Raw genomic sequence first — 17,199 nt, 5'->3', positions numbered from 1 at the left:
TTCCTTTCAAAGAACGTTATTCCGGGCGCGCGGTCAGGCGAACACCTGATCCTTGGGCAGCGGGGTTGCGGAGGTCATGTAGCGCATGAGCTCTTCCTGGTTGGTGGTCTTGGCGTTGAAGACACCGGTGATCTGGCCTGCGCTCATCGTGTAAATGCGGTCGCAGATACCAAGCAGCTCGGGCAGTTCGGAGCTGATGACCACCACGGCGGAACCGGAGTCGGCGAGCTGGTCGATGATTTCGTAGATGTCGTACTTGGCACCGACGTCGATACCTCGTGTGGGCTCATCCAGAATCAAGACCTTCGGATCGGTGGCCATCCACTTGGCCAGCACGACCTTCTGCTGATTACCACCGGAAAGGTTGCCTGCCGGCATTTCGATGGTTGGGGCCTTGGTGCGGAATTCCTTGCGGTATTTCTCCGCGACCTGCTTTTCCTTGGTTTCGTTGACCACCCCGAACTTGTTGGAGAGTTCTTTGAGGCTTGCGAGGGATGTGTTCTCACGAATGGTCTTCATGAGGTTCAGACCGTAGACCTTACGATCCTCGGTGGCGTATGCGACGCCGTGATCGATGGCCGAACGCACGGTCGGGAAGTGGACTTCCTTGCCTTCCACGAAGATCTTGCCGGAAGCGTTCACACCGTATTGGCGGCCGAACACGCTCATCGCTGTCTCGGTGCGGCCCGCACCGATCAGGCCCGCCAGGCCGACAATCTCGCCTGCACGAACGTTGAAGCTCACGTTCTTGGCGACCAGTCGGGCCTCATCGAGCGGATGGTGCATCTTCCAGTCCTCGATGCGGAACATCTCCTTGCCGATGTGGCTCTCGTGCACCGGGTAGCGGTTGGTGAGCGGGCGGCCGACCATGTCTCGAATCAGCACATCCTGGTCGAGCGGATGTGCGGCGTCGATGTCGATGTGGCTGATGGTGTGGCCGTCTCGAATCACCTGCACGGCATCTGCGGAGTAGGCGATTTCGTTGAGCTTGTGGGAGATGATGATGGCGGTGATGCCCTGTTCTCGGCGCAGACCGTCAATCAGGTCGAGGAGGTTCTTGGAATCCTCGTCGTTCAGTGCTGCGGTCGGCTCATCGAGGATGAGCAGCTTCACGTTCTTGGTCAGGGCCTTGGCGATTTCGACGAGCTGCTGCTTGCCGACGCCGATGTTGGAGATCAGGGTGTCCGGATTCTCGTCCAGTCCGACCTTCTTCATCACGTCGTAGGCGATGCGGCGCTGTTCGTCGGCATCGATCGCGATGCCCTTCTTCTTTTGGTTACCCAGGAAGATGTTCTCCTGAATGGACATATAGGGAACCAGTGCGAGCTCCTGGTGGATGATCACGATGCCCTTTTCCTCAGAATCGCGAATCGTCTTGAACTTGCAGGTCTCGCCATTGTAGATGATGTCGCCCTCGTAGGTACCGTACGGGTACACACCGGAGAGCACGTTCATCAGTGTTGATTTTCCAGCGCCGTTCTCACCGCAAATCGAGAATATCTGGCCCCTTTTGACCGTGATATTCACGTCGTTCAATGCGGTGACCGGGCCGAAGCGCTTGACGATATGACGCATCTCCAAAATCACGTCATCGTTTGTAGCCACAGTTACCTCCTCCGATAATTTCGTCACTGTGCATGATGAAGGCGCCGTACCGCAACATTGCAGTGCGGCGCCTCCTATCTATTTGATTCGCTTGTTACTGGTCAGTTGGTTAGTGTGCGATCACAGACCAGCGTCGGCAGCGGAGATGTAGCCACCATCAACGAGGACTTCCTTCAGGTTGTCCTTGTCCACGGTAACCGGGGTCAGCAGCTGAGACGGAACATCCTTGACACCGTTGTTGAAGGTGTCGGGAGCCTTCGGCTCCTTGCCGTCGACCAGAGCCTTGATCATTTCAGCGGTGGCCTTGGCGAGCTCACGGGTGTCCTTGTAGACGGTCATGGACTGCTTGCCCTGAACGATGGCCTGGACGTTAGCCTTCTCAGCATCCTGGCCGGTGATGATCGGGTAGTAGTCCCAGCCAGCGGCTTCCACGGTGTTGTAGGTACCGGTTGCCTCGGCGTCGTTCTGTGCAAGGACCGCGTCGAGCTTGGTGCCGTCGTTGTAGAAGGAGTTGATACGGTTCTCCATCTCGTTCTGGGCCTTCTGACGATCCCAGTTGTCGATGCCGATGGACTGCCAATCATCTGCGGAGGCCGGAACCTTGCCGGACTTGGACTGCAGCACGCCGGACTTGAAGTACGGTCCGAGCACGTCCCAGGCACCCTTGAAGTAGTAGCCTGCGTTGTTATCGGTCGGGGAACCGGCCATCAGCTAGACGTTGAACGGACCCTTCTGTCCATCCTTCAGGCCGAGCTTCTGCTCGATGTACTCGCCCTGCATACGGCCGACATCCTCGAGGGAGAAGGTGGTGTAGTAGTCAACGGCGTCGGTGTTCATGACCAGACGATCGTAGGCGATGACCTTGCCACCGTTGGCGGCGACCTGCTCTGCGGCTGCACCGGTTGCGGTGCCATCGATGGATGCGATGACCACGTAGTTCATACCGTTGTTGGCCATGTTCTGAATCTGAGAAGTCTGCAAATCGGTCTTACCATCCGCGTACTGCAGGGTGACGTCATAGCCATAGCCCTCGAGCTGCTTCTTCAGGTTCTCGCCGTCGATCTTCCAACGCTCGAGCATCTGCTCAGGCATGGAGATACCGACCTTGACGGTGTCCGAGCCGCTGCCACCGGCAGTGGTGGCGCCACGGGATCCGCCGCAGGCGGCCAGCGGGACAAGCATGGCGGTTGCAGCAATAACGCCCAGAGCCTTGGTCCACTTGTTCATGGGATATTCCTTTCGTCACTGAATAGGAACTTTTGATTTCCTCTTCCTTGGTTCCGGCAACTCTGCCGAACCTGATAAAAATATACCATATAGTTTTTCGATTTAACAATTACCAATTGGTGACTTTCCTTGAAATGACGCCATTTTTGACAGATTTGATTCATTCGGCTAACTAATTGTGAGCGATAACAATGACAGAACATCAACGTTTTTAGTTCAAGAAAGTATATATCTCATCGATGAGAAAAACGCGACACGCCGATACTCAGTCAACTCTAAGATTTGCCAGAAGTGCAACATTCTCAAGCAAAAGAACACATCATTCAATCAAAAACGCACATATTTATTTCGCATGTACGCGAATCGCATCACCTTCAAATAAAAAAGCCACCCTGCCCATAAGCAGAGTGGCATTGTCAGGCCGAGCACAAAGCGCGACCATACGATATCCGCATAACCGTCAGTCCGACTCCCCTAGCTCAAAAAGCGCCAGGAACTTCGGCCGCCAGGCATACCGTGTGGAAACCAGCACCAATCCCGCGGCCGTCAGCACGGCGCCGAGCGGCGCAGCCACAGGGGCGACGAACAGTAGCGCGGCGTAAGCCACAGCTAGCAGTGCCAGCGAGAATAACAGCATTCGATGTGCGTGCATAGCAGTATCTCCATTGACGTTGCGCAAGTACGCAGAGTGGATGTGATTATTTAGTTTAATGATTTAACCATATACCCGTTACGTTACGAACGCAAATCAAAAAACACTTCGCTTCGACCCAAGACTTCACTCCCCGGAATCACCACGTTAAGCTCGCATACCTTGAACACTGCAACTTCCACCGCTATGCGCATTGCACGCTTATGGCGGAAACACTTTCGCATAATCAGCAACGTTTAATGTTCCACCTGAGCTCTTTGCTCGGGCGTCCAATCCTCAGGTACTTGGCCAATCACGTGGCATGGATTGCCCACGGCAATGGAATCCGCGGGAATATCGTGGGTCACCACAGCCCCCGCACCGATGATGGTGTTGTCGCCAATGGTTACGCCCGGGCAGATCACCGCATTGCCACCAATCCAGACGTTATCGCCGATGGTCACATCTTCGTTATGCTGCCAGCCCTCAAGTCTTGGTTTGCGCGCGATGGCATGGTTCGGCGTATAGATGCTCACCCGCGGCCCAATCAGGCAGTCTGAGCCGATGGAAATCGGGCCACCGCCCACAATCAGGAAGTCCATATTGATGAACGTGCGGTCACCGATTTTCAGACCTAATCCGTAATCCAAGCGAATCGGCGGCCGAAAGTCCACGCCCTTCCCCGCTTCCGGCACCAGTTCGCGGAACAAACGCTCGGCTTCAGCGGTGTCCTCGAAATAAATACGATTGATGCGATCACTGATTTCCTGCGATTCACGCGTCAATTCGGGCAAAATCTTCGATTTGCGATATTGCAACCAGTCATCGGCAAATAAAGCCCTTACATCCGGATAATCGCGCTTGAGCTGTTCGAGATCGTGTGCCATGACGTTACCTCTGCATTCATGTTTCATGGTGATTGATGCGCCTGTGCGCACATACCAGAATGCCGCTCGGTGCGCCATTGCCCCGAGCGGCATTCCAGTGGAAGGAGAAGAAAGAAAAAGGAAGGTGGATAAACTGCCCTCAGGCATGTGCGCACCTGAGAACAAGCATGGATAGCAGCGATGGATACTCAAGGCGCGAGGTTCACCAAGCGCGCCCCGCGCCTCGAGTAATCATCAGTCAGTCATCGGTTCACTTGACTTCAGCCAGAGCGTCGATGATGTAGTTGTTGATGGTGGCCTTGACGGACTCCAGGTGATCGGACTTGGTAGCGGCGATCAGCTCGGACTGCGGCTTGTCGAGGCTGTAGGCTTCGAGGTCGGCCAGGGTCACGTTGCCGTCCTCGATCTCCTTGCCGATGCCGGAATCGTAGGAGCTGTAGCGCTCGGCCATGAGATCCTGGATGAAGCCATCCTGGTTCATCTTGTCGGCGACCAGCAGGCCTGCGGCGTAGGAATCCATACCTGCAACGTGAGAACGGAACAGATCCTCAGCGTAGAAGGAGGTACGGCGCGGCTTGGCGTCGAAGTTCAGACCACCGCGCGGGCCGATGGAGCCGGCCTGCAGGACTTCCCACATCACGGCGACGGTCTCGTACAGGTCGGTCGGGAACTCATCCATATCCCAGCCGATGAGCTTGTCGCCCTGGTTGGCGTCGAGAGAGCCCAGGAAGCCGGACTCGCGAGCAACGCGAATCTCGTGCTGGTAGGTGTGCCCGGCCAGGTTGGCGTGGTTGCCTTCGAGGTTCAGCTTGAAGACGTCGGTCAGGTCGTGCTCGCGCAGGAAGTTGATGGCGGTGGCTGCATCGAAGTCGTACTGGTGCAGGGTCGGCTCCTTCGGCTTCGGCTCAATCAGGAACTGAGCGTCAAAGCCGATTTCCTTGGCGTAGTCAGCGCACAGGTGGAAGAACTGAGCGATGTGATCGGTCTCACGCTTCATCTCGGTGTTCCACAGGTTCTCGTAGCCTTCACGGCCACCCCAGAACACGTAGTTCTCAGCACCGAGGCGCTTGCCGATTTCGAGGCTCTTCTTCAGCTGGCCGCCGGCGTAGGCGTAGATGTCAGCGAACGGAGAGGTTGCAGCACCGGAGACGAAGCGCGGGTTGGTGAACAGGGAGGAAGTGTTCCACAGGAGCTTGACGCCGGTGGCCTTCATGTTCTCTTCGATCTTGTCGACAACCTTGTCCAGGTTGGCGTCGGTCTCACGCAGGGTGTCGCCTTCAGGGGCGATGTCGCGATCGTGGAAGCAGAAGTACTCAACGCCGAGCTTCTGGAACAGTTCGAAGGCGTAATCAACCTTGGCCAGAGCCTGATCCATCGGATCGGTGTACTTGTAGTACGGACGGTGAGCGGTGCCGGTGCCGAACGGATCGACAAGTTCCTGGTTGAAGGTGTGCCACCAAGCGACGCCGAAGCGCAGCCAATCCTTCATCTTCTTGCCGGCAACGACCTTGTCAGCATCGTAGTAATGGAAAGCGAGGCCTTCCTTCGGTCCCTTCTCGCGACCGACGTACTCGACCTTGTCAACATCCCACAGACCCATTTGGGCGCTCCTTTGCAGTAGTGGTTCAACGGATTACGGGATAAATAATAAAACGAATGAACTATGTTTGTCAAATGATTGAATTAATACGTACTCGTACAGCGTGTTGCCTGTAATTGCAGCGGTTTTCACACCGGCAGACAAACTCGACTGCTCGCAATCAAATAAAAATGCGGCGGATTATTCCCCTGATAATCCGCCGCTGGATGGAGCCTTCCCCCATACTGTTGTCACGTTATGCGCAAATCCGGTTCAGAAAGCGGTCGAGCATACTGGTGTTACGGCGAGATACCGCATCCTCCCAACCAAGACCGGTGTCCTTGGCCCGCCCATAGAAGAAACGCACCAGGCCCACGAAATCAGGCGTGTACCCGGAATCTCGGAACAGTTCGACGGCCTCCACCCCTGCGGCTTCCGAATCGGGGCGGCGAGCCTCATACAATGGTATGGCGCACGACCTCCACATTCCACGATTGTGGGCAATGCGATTGACTATCATGCCTCCCCTCGCCCCGTCATATTGAGATGCCGCGCGCGGGTCGAACACCGAATAGAGCTCGCCGTGCAGCAGGTCTTCCACCATCAGACGGCCGCTTGCCGCATGCGCATCACGAATCCAGAAAATCGAAGCGAAATTGGTGTCATTCACCTCGCGTAAATCCTGCACCGCATGTTCATCAATACCATCTTTCCCGCAGTCGGCGTGAAGGTATTCCCCGATGGCCAGAAATGGCGAGATGCCACGGTTGGCGTCATACTCCAATTCAATGCGCAGATCTTCCGATTCATCACCGGTTATTCCTGAGGCGCTTACCAGGCAATCGAATGAGAACCAGTCTTGAAACGACCAGTCCAGCAATTGAAGCACATACTGGGAGTGGGGTTTGAACGGGTTGAGATTCACCTTCCGAAAGAATTCACGCCGCGCTTCGGCATACACGGCAAGATTGCGGCGCTTGAAGATGTCAGCAACATCCCTCGAGCTCAGCATCGCCGGCAAATCGGAATCCCCGATTGCAACGCTCGTCATAGTCATCACAGCCTCCTTGCTAGTGGACGGCGGGCTTCATTGCCCGCCGTGAGGCACACTGTAGGAGTCTGCCGGCAACGCCCGCAAGTCACATTCGCGAATCAGTGGATAAGTGGATAAGTCAACGCACCGTGGACGGTGAACGGTGCATAACCTACCTGCCCACCGGTGGATAATGAGGCATATGCCATGGTTATCCACCGCAACAGCCATTACTTATCCACAGAGGACTTGTAGATGCTGCGGCTTCGGCGTGTCTTCATTACGAGTGGTTTGACACCAAATTGCTGCCAAACCCGCTACGCAAATCGGCAACCAGCATTCAGATGATTTCAGATGATAATACCGTTGCAATGATCCACTTCATGCTGGATGATCTGCGCGGTCCAACCGGTAAACGTGGCATGACGAGCATGGAATCGGCGATCCTCAAAATCGACTTCGATACGACGGTAGCGCATCGTGCGGCGTTCGCCGGTCAGGGACAGGCAACCCTCTTCGGTCTCGAAAGCCCCGTCGCAGGACGTGATGTTCGGGTTGTACATTACCGAAATACGACCGCCAAGATCTTCATCCACAAAAGCGATGATGCGCTTGTTCACGCCAATCATGTTAGCGGCCATGCCCACACAACGAGAGCGATTGGCCTCCAATGTATCCACAAGATCGCGCGCCGTGTTCTCATCCCCCGGACCGGCAGGCTCTCCCGGCATGCGCAGGAATGAGCGTGATGTCATAATCGGTCGCTGCATGTCAATCTCTTTTTCTTCTATTTCAGTGCTTTTCTCAGCAGAATAGCAAAACGGCTCTGGCGAACAGTCGCACAGAGCCGTTAGCAGTGGTTTACTAGCGTCAGCGCAGGGCCAGGTTGGCGGCGCCAATCAGGCCGGCATCCTGACCGGCGGTTGCAGCCACGATCTCGGCATGGCCGCGATAGGCGCTGCCTTCCAGGAAACGTGCGTAGTTGTAGCGAGCCGGCTCGAGCAGGATGTCGCCGACGGCCACTACGCCGCCACCGATCACGAACAAATCCGGGTCGAGCACGGCGGAAACGGCGGCCATCGTGCGGCCGAGCCATTCGCCGATCTTGCCGAAGGCGTACAGGCCGAGCTCGTCGCCTTCCTGGGCGGCCTGGGAAACCATCGGGCCTTCCAGCTTGGTCACGTCCCCACCGCACAGCTCCAGCAGTCGCTTGGCATCCTGCGGACGACGGCGCACAGCGGACTTAGCGAAGTTCTCCAAGGAAGTGCCGGAAGTGTAGCGCTCGGCGCAACCACGCAGACCGCAACCGCAGTGATCACCATCCGGGACCATTGGCAGGTGGCCGATTTCAGCTGCCATACCGAAGGAACCGCGGTACAGCTCGCCATTGATCACGATGGCGCCGCCGAGGCCGGTGCCCACGGTCAGAGCCACCATGTTCCGGCTGCCCTGACCGGCACCATGAACATATTCACCCCAACCGGCACAATTGGCATCGTTCTCCACAACCACCGGCACGGCGTGATCAATCAGCGCGCCAACGTGCTCGGACAGGTTGTAGTCGATCCAAGCCGGAATGTTAGCGGCAAAGGTCAAGGTCTTGCGGTCGGCGCCAACATTGCCGGCAGCGGAGATGCCAATGGCCTGAATGTCGGTATGGCCTGCGGCAACGGCTTCGTTGTACACATTGGCGATGTGTTGGTTGATGGCGTCCGCATCCATTGGCGTGGGCACGCGCCAACGCTGAACGATGTTATCGTTTTCATCGCACACGGCGGCGGCGATTTTGGTTCCTCCGATATCCACGGCAAGTGTGGTCATAACTCGCTCCTTGAGTATGAATATGTCAGTTGAGATACTGAAATCATAACGAAATGGGATGACTTAACTACCAATAGGTACATAAATTGTTCGCTGCGAAACATGTTTTGCACCGCAATCGTTGTCATGACATTTCCAAGCGATATAAGGATTGTTAGCGCAAACGTTGGCATCCGTAGGAACATTACGTCAATCGTTCTATTGGCGTGTCGGCAGCAGCAAGGAATCAAGCCGCGATATCAGATAGATGACAATCAAACGAAAAACAAAAAAGCTCCCGAATCCATCGGAAGCTTGGTGGCGACCCCGGCCGGACTTGAACCGGTGACCTCCGCCGTGACAGGGCGGCGCTCTAACCAACTGAGCTACGGGGCCGTTGTGTTTCTCAATGAAGCACGAGAGGTTATATTACATGGAACATGAACGTTCTGTCATCTTCGGCGTGTCGCAAACAAGTAGGCGGCAGAACAACACAGGGTCACGAGCCAAACGACATGCCACAATACATGCCTGAAAAATAGCCTGAATGTATGCTGAACCCCAGAACCCTCTACAAGGGCAACGTTACAGGCAAAGGAGACGATCATGCGTGAACTCAATTGGGCTACGCTAGGATGCGGTGTCATCGCCAACCAGCTCGAACAAGCATTGGAGGGTGAAGGTCGCAAACTCTATTCGGTGGCGAACCGAACCCATGACAAAGGCGTGGCATTTGCCGAAAAGTACGGCATCGGCAAGGTGTACGACACCATCGACGATGTGTTCGCCGACCCGGATGTGGACGTCATCTATATTTCCACGCCGCACAACACGCATATCAATTTCCTACGTAAGGCATTGAGCGCCGGCAAGCATGTGCTGTGCGAAAAATCCATCACTTTGAACAGCGAGGAACTCAATGAGGCCGTAGCCCTCGCCGCCGCCAATAATGTGGTGCTCGCCGAAGCCATGACCCTGTATCATATGCCGCTGTATAAGAAGCTCAACGAAATCATCGCTTCCGGCAAACTCGGCGATCTGAAGCTTATTCAGATGAACTTCGGCTCCTACAAGGAGTACGACATGGCCAACCGCTTCTTCAACCGCAACCTTGCCGGCGGCGCCATGCTCGACATCGGCGTCTATGCGCTCTCCTTCGTGCGCTGGTTCATGAGCTCCACTCCAAATCAGATTCTTTCGCAGGTTAAACTCGCCCCGACCGGAGTCGACGAACAGGCCGGCATCCTACTGACCAACGCGGACGGCCAGATGGCTACGGTTACCCTGTCGCTTCACGCCAAGCAGCCCAAGCGCGGACTGCTGTCCTTCGATAAGGGCTATGTGGAAGTCTACGACTATCCTCGTGGCGAACGCGCCACCATCACCTATGTGGAGGACGGTCACACTGAGGTCATCGAGGCCGGCGAAACCGCCAAGGCATTGGCCTATGAGGTGACGGATATGGAAGCCGCCATCGCGGGCGACCGCTCTATCATGCACTTGGATTACACGCGCGACGTGATGGATATGATGACCCTGATTCGCCGCGCCCAGTGGGGTTTGAGCTACCCGGAGGAAGAGCAGGAATAGTAGCCCGTTAAATCCGCACTGCAACGTGCCTAGCGGTACTTAACGCCTTAACACACGGGCTACATCACGGTTTTCAACCAAGCCGCAACCACTATGATGGCGATGAATCCGATGGATATCAACGTGTAGCGCACGAACACACTGCGTTCGCGTTTCGCGCGCACCATATCCAATCCCCATCCCTCGGAGGCGACTTGCGATTCGGCTCTCGCACGTCGGGCGATATCCTGTTCGATGCGCTCACGATACCTGGGCATGGTCACGGGCCCCGGCAAGGCGATGGTCCCCAACGAGCGCAATGCCCGAACGAACGTCTGCGATGCTCCGTACACCATCGCGATGGTGCCACCTGCATACAGGTACGAATCGTGCGAGAGCCAACCAATCATCAATAGACCGAGCAGACCGGAGCCAAGCAGCGCCCACCCCATCCACCTGAGCGCCCGAATCTTACCTTCAGACGGATGTACGGCGAACACGAAACACCAAATCGCCAAAACGGCGAACGGCAATGCCGAGAACGCAAACGCTACCAACAGTCCCGACGCCGAACCAAGACCACCGAGCAGCCACATCACCACCAGCATGGCAATGAAAGCCACCGCCGCGCACAACAGCATCACGCCCAGAACAACGACCTTGCGCCGCTCCGACGATGGCCTGACCGGCGGAGTGGCCCACCACCATTCGACCGTTCCCAGTTGCGGCCCCCGCTTTAGATAGGCAATGGCGATGGGGTCGCCGGTATCGGCATCGCGTATCACGCTCGCAGCTCTACGCCACCCCAGCGTATAGGTGAGCGCCACACAAGCCAATGCGAGCGCCGCACATGCAAGCCACGGATATGCTCGGCTTAGCATGGTGAGGTTGCTGACGCCCTTCAGTGATTCATATACTTCGCCATTGAATACATAGATCTGCAACCGGTCGCCCACATGGTAGGCATATTGTGAATGCGTACGGTGACGGAACGGATATTCAACGCCGTTCACCTCGACCATAACCGAATTCTTGGCTGTGTCCACCCTGGCTACCGTACCGGTCACCTGCTCACTGACCGCCGGGCCACCGCTGCGATCCGTACCGGCGACAACTGCTGCAATCAGCGCAACCAGGAATATCGTCAGCCACACGAATGCCTTGAATCGGATCCTGGCAACAGCAGCCCGCTCTGTATCCAGCACAACAGTTGACGATGCACCACCATTGGTCTGACTTGCATCCTCAACATCATCAAACGATCGTTGAAACGAGGCACTCATAACGCCATTGTGTCATCTCTCGTCAAGCGCAGCCGGGGATTTGAGTGAACAGCAAATGAACCATCAAGCCACTTCGGTCAGTTCGGGCGGGCGACGCGTGGAATAACGGAACATCAGCGCCGCGAGCAGCACACCGACCACTGCCATGCCACCAATCGCCCACATGCTTTGAGCGAATGCATGCACATATGCGGCAGTCGCGCTCTCCCCCGCCGACCCTCGGGCCGCGGCGAATTCGGTGATCAACGCGCTGGCTACAGCCGTACCCATCGCACCGGCCATTTGCTGCACCGTGTTCATCACCGCCGAACCATCAGCGTTCAACTGACGCGGCAGCTGGTTCAGGGCATGGGTTTGATCAGGTACCAGTACGAATCCGGAGAATGCCATGAACACCGCGTATATCACAGCGATCACCCACACATTATCGGTGAACACAATGAAGATTGCGTCCATCACCGTGACCACGGCAAATCCAATCACAATGAATTTCGGCGGGAAATGACCCTTCAACGAGCCGCCAATCACCGGTGCCGAAATAGCGCCGACTACAGCGCCTGGCAGCAATGTCAGCGCCGCGACAAGGCTTCCCATACCAAATCCACGCTGCAGCAGAATCGGCAGCAGGAAGTTCAGCCCGAGAACGCCTCCTGAAGCCATGAGAAGAATCAGCATACCCAGCGAGAATCCCGGGTAGGCGAATACGCGAACCTGCACCAACGGTCTGCTCATCTTCAACTGCGCCGCCACGAACACAGCCAGCACCGCTATGCTGGCCACCAATGTCAACCAGAAGCGCCAGTCACCCTGCCAGCTGGCGAAGAAGCTGACAGACACGATCAGACCCGCCAATCCGAAAGCCACCAGGATCATTGACGGCACGCTGATATTCGCCTGCTCTTTATCTCCGGCATGCCGAATTTCCGGCACCGTGATCATACCCAGCAGGAAGGAAAGCACCAGGAACGGCAGCATCGTGTAGAAAATCCAATGCCAGTTGAGGTATTCCATGACTATGCCGCCGAACACCGGACCGATGGCCGGCGCCGCACAGGTCACCAGGCTTACGATGCCAAGCATCGCGCCACGTTGTTCAAGTGGCGCTTTTTCCAGAATGATGTTGGTAATCAGAGGCAGTGAGATGCCGGTGCCCAGTGCCATCACCAAACGTGCGGCGAGCAGTAGAGGAAAGTTCGTCGCGAACGCGCCAAGTACCGTGCCTGCTGCGAAAATAACTACTGCTGCGATAAACAACGCTTTCGTGGCAAATCGGCGCACCATGAACGGCGAAGCTGGAATCGCCACCGAAAGCAGCAGAAGGTAACCGGTGGTGAGCCATTGCACCACGGATGCATCAATCGCGAACTCCTGCATCAATGTGGAGTAGGCGATGTTCAGTGAGGTCTCCGAAAGGATGCCCAGAAAAGTCAGAATCGCCAATGAAACCACCGCAATAACCAGCCTTGATTGAACAGGCTGTTTGCCGCCATTGGGCAGTCGATCGGATGACTGGGCAGACGCACTGCGTTCGTTCATAGGACTCCGTTCGCCTTGGACTGTTGCATATCAAACAACATGGTTATCCTATAGACGAATGTTTCACGAAACTGCATAGGCGCTCGTTGCCGCTGATGCGACGAGCTAACACCCCGTGGTGCACCAAGATTGGCGCATCACACCAGCGGCTCGCAGGCGTGCAACTCGCAGATAATACCGGTTTCCTGCCGGATCCATTCAGCGGCCTGAAGCGCCGCGATATTCCATAGGGCGTGTGGGATGCCGCCGAAATCCGGTTGCGCGGACCAGAACGTCAGGTCATCGGGGAATGCGGTGAGCGCCGTACCCTCTTGGGCCGGCATGACCGTGCGATACAGGCGTTTGGCAAGCGTTGCCACGAATTCGTTGGCTGCGGCGAACGTGTCATTGAGATGTTGTTCGGCCACGACCGGCGGACCGACGATCTCCCATGATTCCACGTCAGAGGCATCCCATTGCGCGGATTCTCCATCTACCTTGCGTTCCAGTGTGACGAACAGCTTGGCGAACTCCCCCGAAGTCAGTCCGGTGACTCGCCTGCGCGTGGCCAGTTCAATTGGTGTCATTGCGTCATTCACCTCAATTCCAACAACAAGTGTGGGACGCAACCGCATTTTTCGCCAATGTGCAGTTGCGGGCCACGGCCTTTACCTATCTCCTATAGTAGGGCAGCACACAAATGGCTTAATTCCGCCATTCTTACCAATGATGGTGCGGAATACAACGGGTAGATAACGGGATACAACTACAAAATAGGCCGTTATGCGGTTCCGTCCCTCGATTTTCCAGCAAGTACTGCCACTACACACTGTCCAATGGCAAATGCGATGAACAACGTGAGCGGCGCAACCCATCCGCCAGACAGCTCAGCAAGCGATCCAAAAGTAAGCGGCCCAAGCGAAGCAATCAAGTAGCCAAGGGATTGCGCCAGACCGGATAGCGCAACCGTGTCTTGCGGATTGCGGCCTCGCAAAGCAATCAGCGTTAGCGCCACTACCAGCGAGGCCCCTTGGCCGACGCCACCGATCACACTCCACAACAGCGAATATTGCGGTGCTGACAGCCATCCAAAGCCGGCGATAACCATCGGAACGCTGGCCGTGAGTGCCGCACATATCTGATTGCCACGTACATGCATGAGTACAGGAATCAGCAGACCGGAAAAGATGCCGAGCGACTGGAAGACGAACAATTGCACGCCGGCCTGGGATTCGGTGAAGCCGGCGGCCTCGGAGAGGGACGGCAGCCAGTTCGACATGGTGTAGAACGCCGATGATTGCAGGCCCATGAATAGCGTGACCCACCACGTCATCGGACGCCGCCATAGTGGGAGCGCATCCGAAGTGAGCGAGGCGGCTGTCGTCGCCATCGAAGAAGAAGGAGACGGAGCTAAGAACAGCGCAGTACCGTCACCCGTGTTCCTTCGTTCATCGAACACCACGCGAATCGCCCATAGCGCGGCAACGACGAGCGGCGGCACAGCCCACACTGCGAGGGCTGGACGCCAACCGCCAAGTTGGGTAGCAAGTGGTGCGGCAGTGAGTCCGGCGATGGCAGATCCGGCAGTGATGCAACCGGAATATATGCCGGTGGCTACTGCCACGTGCCCGGCATAGTCCCGTTTGGCAATCACCGGCACGAGTACATTGCCGGCAGCGATACCAGCACCGACGGCGAATGTGCCAAGCCATACCCACGCCGGTCCACCGAATGACCGGAGTACGTCACCGACGGCAAGTACAAGCAGCGCGATGAGGATGGTGCGGTTGGCACCGAACCGTTTCGTCACGAATCGAACCAAGGGACTGACAGCGGCGAATGCCCACAATGGCATCGCGCCAAGCATGCCGAGTACGCTTTCACCCCAGTCAAGATCGTTGCCGATACGCGCCAGTACCGGCCCGACCCCGGCGATGGCGGGCCTCAGATTCAGCGCCACCAGGAAGATCAACGCCGCCAGCAATGGAGGCGTCGCCGCAGCCCCACCGTTAACCGGCATCCCAGTTAACGAGCCAGCAAACGAATCATGTTCTTCAGTTGTTCTTCGACCCATTCCTCATATTGTAGGAAACCGGCGCGCAAGCCGCGTCATTCCAGCCCTTCCGATACCATGGTTGCGGTAGTTTGACGGGGATTCGATCGTAATATGGGCAAGCATTGCATCGCTTGGGCCAGTACGCCGAAAACCATGGGAGCGACTGCGGCCAATGCGCCGACCGCCCGTCCAAACAACACGACAAGACTAGAAACGGCGAAATTCCAACCTTTCTAAGGAGCAACTGCAACTCATGGCAGAATTCGTATTCCAGATGATCAAGGCACGCAAGGCTTTCGGCGACCGCGTGATTCTTGACGACGTGACCCTGAGCTTCCTGCCGGGCGCGAAGATCGGCGTGGTGGGCCCCAACGGTATGGGTAAGTCCACCCTGCTCAAGATCATGGCCGGCCTGGAAACCGTGAGCAACGGTGAGGCCACGCTGACCCCGGGCTACACGGTGGGCATCCTGCAGCAGGAGCCGCCGCTGGATGACACCAAGACCGTGGGCGAGAACATCAAGATGGCGTTCGGCCCGATTGCCGAAAAGGTTGCCCGGTTCAACGAGATCGGCGAGGAGATGGCCAACCCGGATGCTGACTTCGACTCCCTGATGGAGGAGATGGGCAAGCTCCAAACCGAGATCGACGCCGCCAACGGCTGGGATCTCGACTCCCAGCTCGAGCAGGCCATGGACGCCTTGCAGTGCCCCGATCCGGACACCCCGGTGAACGTCTGCTCCGGTGGTGAACGCCGCCGTGTGGCACTGTGCAAGCTGCTGCTCGAAGCTCCCGATCTGCTGCTGCTCGACGAGCCCACCAACCACTTGGATGCCGAATCCATCCTGTGGCTGGAGCAGTTCCTGCACCAGTACAAGGGTGCCGTCATCGCCGTCACCCACGATCGTTACTTCATGGACAACGTGGCCGAATGGATCTGCGAGGTCGACCGCGGCCATCTGTACCCGTACAAGGGCAACTACTCCACCTACCTGGAGACCAAGGCCAAGCGTATGGAGATCCAGGGCGCCAAGGATGCCAAGCTGGCCAAGCGCCTGAAGGACGAACTCGATTGGGTACGTTCCTCCCCCAAGGCCCGTCAGGCCAAGAACAAGGCCCGTCTGGAGCGCTACGACCAGATGGAGCAGGAGGCACGCAACAACAAGAAGCTGGACTTCTCCGAAATTCAGATTCCAGCTGGCCCGCGTCTGGGTTCCCTGGTGCTGGAGGCCAATCACATCCACAAGGCCTTCGGCGACCGCGTGCTCATCGACGATCTTTCCTTCACCTTGCCGCGTAACGGCATCGTGGGCGTGATCGGCCCGAACGGCGTGGGTAAGTCCACCCTGTTCAAGACCATCGTCGGTCTGGAACCGCTCACCAGCGGCGAGTTGAAGATCGGCGACACCGTCAAGATCAGCTACGTCGACCAGAACCGTGAAGGCCTCGACCCGAACAAGAACTTGTGGGAAGCCGTCTCCGGCGGTCTCGACTACATTGAGGTGGCCGGCGTGGAAGTGCCGACCCGTGCCTACGTGGCCAGCTTCGGCTTCAAGGGCTCCGACCAGCAGAAGCTCACTGGCGTGCTCTCCGGTGGTGAACGCAACCGTCTGAATTTGGCCCTGACCCTGAAGCAGGGCGGCAACCTGCTGCTCCTCGACGAGCCCACCAACGATTTGGACGTCGAGACGCTGGAAAGCCTTGAAAACGCGCTGCTCGGTTTCCCGGGCTGCGCCGTGGTGATCTCCCACGACCGTTGGTTCCTCGACCGCGTAGCCACCCACATCCTCGCTTGGGAAGGCGACGATGAGAATCCGGCCAAGTGGTACTGGTTCGAAGGTAACTTCCAGGCCTATCAGGAGAATCGTGTGGCTCGACTCGGCGAGGACGCGGCCCGCCCGCACCGCCTGCACAAGAAGCTCGTGCGCGGCTGATTCATTGCTCCGCTGAAGCGATAGAAGACCGTCACCATATACGGTGGCGGTCTTTTGTCATTGTAGAAGGATGCAGAATCC

Annotated in this window: 13 protein-coding genes, 1 tRNA gene and 1 pseudogene; 2 read left to right on the top strand and 13 right to left on the bottom strand. The window is 56.9% G+C overall.

Features of this window, described 5'->3' with window-relative positions:
- Window positions 1-33: 33 nt before the first annotated feature.
- From CSQ86_RS02745 to CSQ86_RS02705, 9 genes and pseudogenes are all read right to left on the bottom strand, one after another.
- Window positions 34-1,575, bottom strand: a complete 1,542-nt coding sequence (locus CSQ86_RS02745) for a sugar ABC transporter ATP-binding protein (RefSeq protein ID WP_217625224.1) — start codon at window positions 1,573-1,575, stop codon at window positions 34-36.
- A 150-nt stretch (window positions 1,576-1,725) separates the two neighbouring features.
- Window positions 1,726-2,832: pseudogene (locus CSQ86_RS02740) on the bottom strand (substrate-binding domain-containing protein).
- Between the two features lie 460 nt (window positions 2,833-3,292).
- Window positions 3,293-3,484 carry a hypothetical protein gene (locus CSQ86_RS02735; protein WP_100493551.1) on the bottom strand — a complete coding sequence of 64 codons (192 nt, stop codon included), beginning with the start codon at window positions 3,482-3,484 and terminating at the stop codon, window positions 3,293-3,295.
- Window positions 3,485-3,720: 236 nt separating this feature from the next.
- Entirely contained in the window at window positions 3,721-4,350 is a 630-nt protein-coding gene (locus CSQ86_RS02730) for a sugar O-acetyltransferase (protein WP_100493758.1), read from the bottom strand.
- A 250-nt stretch (window positions 4,351-4,600) separates the two neighbouring features.
- Complete coding sequence (gene xylA / locus CSQ86_RS02725) at window positions 4,601-5,950, bottom strand: xylose isomerase (RefSeq protein ID WP_100493550.1); 1,350 nt, start codon at window positions 5,948-5,950, stop codon at window positions 4,601-4,603.
- Window positions 5,951-6,185: 235 nt separating this feature from the next.
- Window positions 6,186-6,986 (bottom strand): hypothetical protein, encoded by an 801-nt coding sequence (locus tag CSQ86_RS02720; RefSeq protein WP_165773708.1) that lies wholly within the window; start codon window positions 6,984-6,986, stop codon window positions 6,186-6,188.
- A 326-nt stretch (window positions 6,987-7,312) separates the two neighbouring features.
- Window positions 7,313-7,732: a peptide deformylase gene (locus CSQ86_RS02715; protein ID WP_100493549.1), complete on the bottom strand. Its 420-nt coding sequence runs from the start codon at window positions 7,730-7,732 to the stop codon at window positions 7,313-7,315.
- A gap of 100 nt (window positions 7,733-7,832) precedes the next feature.
- Window positions 7,833-8,783, bottom strand: coding sequence for an ROK family glucokinase (locus CSQ86_RS02710; RefSeq protein WP_100493548.1), 951 nt, complete (start codon window positions 8,781-8,783; stop codon window positions 7,833-7,835).
- A gap of 298 nt (window positions 8,784-9,081) precedes the next feature.
- Window positions 9,082-9,158: transfer RNA gene (locus CSQ86_RS02705), tRNA-Asp, on the bottom strand.
- A 210-nt stretch (window positions 9,159-9,368) separates the two neighbouring features.
- Here CSQ86_RS02705 and CSQ86_RS02700 point away from each other — a divergent pair.
- Window positions 9,369-10,352, top strand: coding sequence for a Gfo/Idh/MocA family protein (locus CSQ86_RS02700; protein WP_100493547.1), 984 nt, complete (start codon window positions 9,369-9,371; stop codon window positions 10,350-10,352).
- Window positions 10,353-10,411: 59 nt separating this feature from the next.
- Here the strand turns inward: CSQ86_RS02700 and CSQ86_RS02695 are convergent, their stop codons facing one another.
- The 4 genes from CSQ86_RS02695 to CSQ86_RS02680 all read right to left on the bottom strand — a co-directional run bounded on the left by CSQ86_RS02695 (window position 10,412) and on the right by CSQ86_RS02680 (window position 15,203).
- Window positions 10,412-11,614, bottom strand: a complete 1,203-nt coding sequence (locus CSQ86_RS02695; RefSeq protein ID WP_100493546.1) for a hypothetical protein — start codon at window positions 11,612-11,614, stop codon at window positions 10,412-10,414.
- Window positions 11,615-11,677: 63 nt separating this feature from the next.
- Window positions 11,678-13,150, bottom strand: a complete 1,473-nt coding sequence (locus CSQ86_RS02690; protein ID WP_100493545.1) for a DHA2 family efflux MFS transporter permease subunit — start codon at window positions 13,148-13,150, stop codon at window positions 11,678-11,680.
- Window positions 13,151-13,287: 137 nt separating this feature from the next.
- Window positions 13,288-13,716 (bottom strand): hypothetical protein, encoded by a 429-nt coding sequence (locus CSQ86_RS02685; protein WP_100493544.1) that lies wholly within the window; start codon window positions 13,714-13,716, stop codon window positions 13,288-13,290.
- Between the two features lie 194 nt (window positions 13,717-13,910).
- Window positions 13,911-15,203: an MFS transporter gene (locus tag CSQ86_RS02680; RefSeq protein ID WP_240542226.1), complete on the bottom strand. Its 1,293-nt coding sequence runs from the start codon at window positions 15,201-15,203 to the stop codon at window positions 13,911-13,913.
- Between the two features lie 235 nt (window positions 15,204-15,438).
- Between CSQ86_RS02680 and ettA the strand changes: the two genes are divergently transcribed.
- Window positions 15,439-17,118, top strand: coding sequence for an energy-dependent translational throttle protein EttA (ettA, locus tag CSQ86_RS02675; RefSeq protein WP_100493542.1), 1,680 nt, complete (start codon window positions 15,439-15,441; stop codon window positions 17,116-17,118).
- Window positions 17,119-17,199: the final 81 nt, after the last annotated feature.

Source organism: Bifidobacterium felsineum (assembly GCF_002802915.1).
GTDB lineage: Bacteria > Actinomycetota > Actinomycetes > Actinomycetales > Bifidobacteriaceae > Bifidobacterium > Bifidobacterium felsineum.
The sequence above is the reverse complement of the archived record's forward strand: the minus strand, read 5'-3'. Positions and strand labels throughout refer to the sequence as shown.